Genomic DNA, 5,094 nt, shown 5'->3' with positions numbered 1-5,094 from the left:
GGCGGCGGCGTGCGCCTCCGCGCGGGCGCGCTCGGCGGCGTCCAGCTCGCCGTCCAGCAGGCGGACGAGGTCGCCGTCTTCCAGGTGTCCTTCAGCCAGCGATGTCGGCATCTTCGTCGTCCTCGTCCAGTGGAAGCACGGCGGCCAGCCGGTCCAGCGCCCGCGCGATCATCGTCCCCACGGATCCAGTGGTGGTCCCCACCGCCTCCGCGATCTCGCGGTGGCTGAAGCCCTCTTCCCGCATCAGCAGGATCCGCCGGTCCCGCTCCGGCAGCGTCGCCAGGGCGGTCTGCACCCGCCGCCGCCGCTCCTCCCGGTCCAGCGCCTCGTCCGGGGTGGGCGGGGCGTCCCCCATCGGCGCGCGCTCCGGCCTCGCGTCCAGCAGGCGGAGCCTGCGGGTCCGGGTCCGCGCCGACTCCAGCGCGGCGTTGGTCCCCACGCGGAAGAGCCAGGCCCGGACCTCCCCCGGCCTCGGCGGCCTCTCCACCATGCGGACGAACGCCTCCTGCGCCGCGTCGGCGGCCGCGTCGGCGTCGCCGGTCAGGCGCGCCAGGTAGCGGAACAGGGCGGCGTGGTGCTCCGCGAAGAGCCGGGCGACGTCCATGGGCTCAGAACGCCGCCCGGAAGCCGAACACCAGGAACGCCGGGAGCCCCGCGGTGAACTCGTCCTGCGCGAAGCCGTGGCACTCGGGCATGCAGTACTCGCCCCCGAAGCCCTTGTAGCGCCCCGGGTTGTTCTGGTTCAGCGCGTTGTGGATCTGCAGGAACACGCCCAGCTCCCATCGACGGAAGCTGCGGCTCCACTCCGCCAGGAGGTCCAGGCTCTGGTACGCCGGGAGCCGCCGCGCGCCGGGCTCGCCCGCCCACGGCTCCTCCGCCCACTCGCAGTCCCCCTGGCGGCGGCACCGCACCCTCCCCTGGAAAGTCTCCGTGTACGGGGTGCCGCCCGCGGCGGTGTACGCCGCACCCACCTGCCAGCGGCGGCTGACCTGCACCATCCCCGTCAGGTCAAGCACGTGACGCTGGTCCCACGGAGCGGGGAAGCGCCGTCCCGCCGCCTCCATCTCCGAGACGCCGTAGCTGTACGCGGCCGAAGCCGTCCAGGGGCCGGTCAGCCGCCGGAGGGAGAGCTCCACCCCGCGGGCATCGTTGACCCCCGCCACGAAGAGGGGGCGCTCCCGCAGCAGCCCCGGGGTGGGGTCCGGCAACGCCACGCCGGTGGTGCGGCGCAGGTACCCCGTCACGGAGCCCAGCCACCCCGCGCCCAGCCAGTGCTCCGCTCCGAGCGTCGCCACGTCGGCACGGGCCACCGGGACGGTGTCCCCCGCCAGCACCCACAGGTAGTCCGAGCGGAAGCCCTCGTCCACCGGCGCGCCCGAGGGAGTGAGCGCCTGCACGTACTGGAACGACCTCCCCACCGCGGCCGAGAGCGACAGGCCCGGGGCCGCCTGTAGGCGCGCCGCGAGCCGGGGGGCCAGGCGGAGCCCGCCCCCGTTCCGCACCGCGTCGCCGGCCTCGGCGCGCAGTCCGGTGGTGACCGTGAGCGAGGCCGTGGGCGTCCAGCGGCGGCTCCCCCAGAGGGCGCCGTAGCTCAGCTCGTGGTCGCGGTCCACCGGGGAGCCGGCGGGGTCGATCAGGGCGAGGGGAAGGGGGCGGGGACCCCGGAAGCGCACCCGCTGGTGCACCAGCTCGTACCCGGCCTGCCACGGGGCGGGGGCGGGGTCGGTGGCGGGCTCCAGCTCGCCTCGGAACAGCGTGTACAGGATCCCCCCCGAGGCGGGCACGATGGCCGGGCGGTAGTCGATGTTCCCCGGATCCACCGGGTACCGGTCCTCGTTCTGCCCGCGCAGCGAGGAGAAGAGGCCGCTGAATCCCACCGTGTGCCGCGCCCGCACCCCGCCGAAGCGGTTCTGGAGGGTGGCGCGGGACATCCCCCCGCCCCATTCGGCGGAGATGCGGTCCAGCAGCCGCGGGTTGGTGCTGGAGATGCGGTCCAGCTCCAGGAGCCCGCTGACCTCCAGGGCGCTCCCGTCCCCGAGCTGCCGGTCCCACCGCCCGGCGACGTCGGAGAAGCGGTAGGGGAGGTGGTAGGTCCGGTCGCTTCCGAGGATCGCCTCGGCGGCCCCGGTCGCCAGGTCCAGGTAGGTGCGCCGCCCCGCCAGCATCCAGGCCTGGCGGCCGTCGTCCGTGCTCCGGTCCAGCGCCCCCCGCGCGCTCACCACGGAAAGCTCGCCCAGCCCCCGCAGCTCCCCCGTCCCGCCTCCCGGGCGGGTGCGCACGTCCAGGATCCCGGCGGCCCCGCCTCCCAGCGACGCGGGCTGCACCCCCGGGTGCAGGAACGCGGCCCCCACCGCGTCCGGGTTCACCCCGGAGAAGCCCCCCAGGGCGTGCACCGGGTTGAAGAGGGGGAGCCCGTCCAGGTGCACGCGGGTCTGGTCCCACGGCGCGCCGCGGGTCCACAGCTCCGCGCTGTACTCGTCGCCCGCGCTCACCCCCGGGAGCCGCTGCAGCGCGCGGAACAGGTCCGTCTCCCCCAGGGTGATCCCCTCCGCCACGTCCGCGTGCGTCACGGCGCGCACGTCGCTGGCGAGGTAGCGCTCCTGCCGCGCCCGCTCCACCTCCACCCGCCGCCGCCCCGCGGTGCGCGGGTCGCGCCCCGCCGCGCTGGTCCGGCCGTACGGCTCCGCCGGGTCCACGGCGGGGACGGTCACCTCCACCGGCTGCAGCGCCACAGGCTCCACGTCCAGCCCCACCGACACCCGCGACTCCGGCGCGCCGCGCAGGTCCACGTCCACCGTGGCGGTGCGGTAGCCCAGCCGCTCCACGTGAAGGCGGTAGTCCCCCGCGGGCACGCCGGTGAAGCGGTAGCGCCCGGCCGCGTCCGTGCGGGCGGTGCGGGTCGCCTGCACCAGGGCCCGCCCGGGCGTGGGGAGCGCGCCCGCCGAGCGCGGCTCCAGCACGACCGAAGCGTCCGCGAGCGGGATCTGGCTGTACGCGTCGACCACCGTCCCCTCCACGGACGCCCGCTCCGTCCGGGGGCGCTCCTGCGCCCCGGCCGCGGGCGCAACGGCCCCGGCGGCCATCCACGCCAGGAGGAGCGCGAGGGGCCGCAGTCCGGAGCGTCGGCGGTGTGCTGTGGAGCTGTCCATCTTCGTTCGTACGGGTCGCGTTCGTGGTGTACGCCCGGAGGCGTTGCTGTCGTTCAATGCGCGGGCGGCCGCGGTTCTGACGGCGGGCCTCCACCGAGCGCGTGTGTCAGAAGCCGCCGGGGTGGTGCATTCCATTGCGAACGGCCGGAGCGGGACCCGCCCGCCCGGCCGCTCACGGCAGCCGATCCTGCACCAGCAACCGACAAAAAGGTACCCATGTCCTTCTTCCGTATCGCCCGCTCCGCAGCCCTCGTGGCGCTCTTCGCCGCCGTTCCGGCGGCCGCCTCCGCCCAGGCCCCGGCCGTCCGCGAGGGCATTCCGAAGCGCGCCGTCTCGCTCATGGTGGGCGGCTTCGGATCCGACATCAACGAGTCCACCACCTTCGGGATCGCCGCCGCGCGCCTGGACCAGCGGCTCTCCCGCCACTTCCTGGCCGAGGCCGGCCTCTCCTTCGCCCGCGGCGAGGTGGAGATCGGTGACTATTCCTCCTCCCAGCCCGTCTTCTCCCGGGCGACCACCAGCCTGGCGACGGCCACGGTCGGCGTGCAGGCCGAGGCGCCGCTGGGTCCGGTCCGTCCCTACGTGGGGATCGCCAGCGGGCTCTACCTCCGCATGGACCCCTCGGGCGGGCACCGGTTCCTGTACACCACCACCGAGTTTCCGGCCGGGGTGCGCGTGCCGCTCACGGAGCGCCTGGGCGCCCGCGCCGAGGTCCGGCTCCGCTACGACGAGCAGCAGGGGAACGGTCCGGCCCTCGGCGCCGAGACCACCGTCGGAGTGAGCCTGCGGTTCTAGGGATTACGGCGGGTTCGGGCGTGCCCCCCGCTCTCGCGGGGGTCAGGCTGCGGCTCCGTAAGCCAGCAAACGACGCTGGCTAACGGAGTCGAGCCCCCGCAAACAGCCGCGGGGTCTCGCCCCTGACGGGCTCGCATCCCTCACGCAACGGCGCCCCGCGGGGAGATCCCGGTGGGGGCGCCGTTCCGCACTTTCGTACTCCCGCACTTTCGCACTTTCGCGCTCCCTGTCACAAACCCGGCCCGCCGCGCGTTCCTCCTCCAGCCGCCCGATCCGGACCCTACCGCCCGCCCGTGGACTTCGACCAGACCTTCCGCAGCCTGTACCCGCCGCTCTTCCGCTACGTCCACCGCCTGACGGGGGACGCGGACGCGGCGGAGGACGTGGCCCAGGAGTCCTTCGTGAGGCTGCTGGGGCACCGGGTCGCGGGGGACGGGGTGCGCGTCTGGCTCTTCACCGTCGCCACCAACCTGGTGCGCGACGGGGCGCGGAAGGCGGCGCGGCGGGAGCGGATCCTGGCGGCGGAGCCGGTGGCGCCGTCCCCGCTCCCCGCGCCCGACGCGGGGACGGAGCACGAAGCGCGGATCACCGGTGTGCGCGAGGCGCTGGGACGGCTCTCCGCGCGCGACCGCGAGATGCTGCTGATGCGCGAGGAAGGATTCTCGTACGCGGAGATCGCCCGGGCCACGGGGACTGCGCCCGGCTCGGTGGGGACGCTGCTGGCGCGCGCCCTCCGCAGGTTCACGCAGGCGTACCAGACGGTGGAGCCAGGGGAATGAGCCACACGGCCGAGGGAAGCATCCAGGCGCTGCTCGACGGCGAGCTGTCCCGCGCGGAGCGCGCGGAGGTGGAGCGGCACCTGGACGGGTGCGCCGCCTGCCGCGCCGAGGCGGACCGGCTGCGCGCCGCCTCCACGGAGTTCACGGCCGCGCTCGGGCTCCTGGACCGCCCCGCCGCCCTGGAGCGCGCGTACCACGCGGTCTCGCGGCGGCGCTGGCGGCGGTGGGTGGGCGTGGACGGCGGCCAGGTGCTGCGTCGCGCCGCCGCGCTTGTCCTGGGAGTCGCCACGGTGGCGTCCGCCACGGTCCCGGGCTCGCCGCTCCGCGACTGGCTGGAGGAGCTCTGGGCAGAGGACGCCGCCGCCCCGGCC

Annotated in this window: 5 protein-coding genes; 3 read left to right on the top strand and 2 right to left on the bottom strand. The window is 75.5% G+C overall.

What is annotated here, in order from left to right; genetic code table 11:
• Positions 1-91: 91 nt before the first annotated feature.
• Positions 92-604 carry a sigma-70 family RNA polymerase sigma factor gene (locus tag VGR37_04310; GenBank protein HEV2146618.1) on the bottom strand — a complete coding sequence of 171 codons (513 nt, stop codon included), beginning with the start codon at positions 602-604 and terminating at the stop codon, positions 92-94.
• A 4-nt stretch (positions 605-608) separates the two neighbouring features.
• Positions 609-3,149 carry a TonB-dependent receptor gene (locus VGR37_04305; GenBank protein ID HEV2146617.1) on the bottom strand — a complete coding sequence of 847 codons (2,541 nt, stop codon included), beginning with the start codon at positions 3,147-3,149 and terminating at the stop codon, positions 609-611.
• Positions 3,150-3,365: 216 nt separating this feature from the next.
• Between VGR37_04305 and VGR37_04300 the strand changes: the two genes are divergently transcribed.
• From VGR37_04300 to VGR37_04290, 3 genes are all read left to right on the top strand, one after another.
• The gene (locus VGR37_04300; GenBank protein ID HEV2146616.1) at positions 3,366-3,944 is read left to right on the top strand and encodes a hypothetical protein; all 579 of its coding nucleotides are present in this window, start codon (positions 3,366-3,368) and stop codon (positions 3,942-3,944) included.
• A 293-nt stretch (positions 3,945-4,237) separates the two neighbouring features.
• Positions 4,238-4,723, top strand: coding sequence for a sigma-70 family RNA polymerase sigma factor (locus VGR37_04295; GenBank protein ID HEV2146615.1), 486 nt, complete (start codon positions 4,238-4,240; stop codon positions 4,721-4,723).
• On the top strand, positions 4,720-5,094 hold a 375-nt coding region (locus VGR37_04290), incomplete at its 3' end, for a zf-HC2 domain-containing protein (protein HEV2146614.1). The genes VGR37_04295 and VGR37_04290, both read left to right, overlap by 4 nt.

Source organism: Longimicrobiaceae bacterium (genome assembly GCA_035936415.1).
Lineage (GTDB): Bacteria > Gemmatimonadota > Gemmatimonadetes > Longimicrobiales > Longimicrobiaceae > JAFAYN01.
Note: the sequence above shows the minus strand (reverse complement) of the source record. Positions and strands in the feature narration are given on the sequence as shown.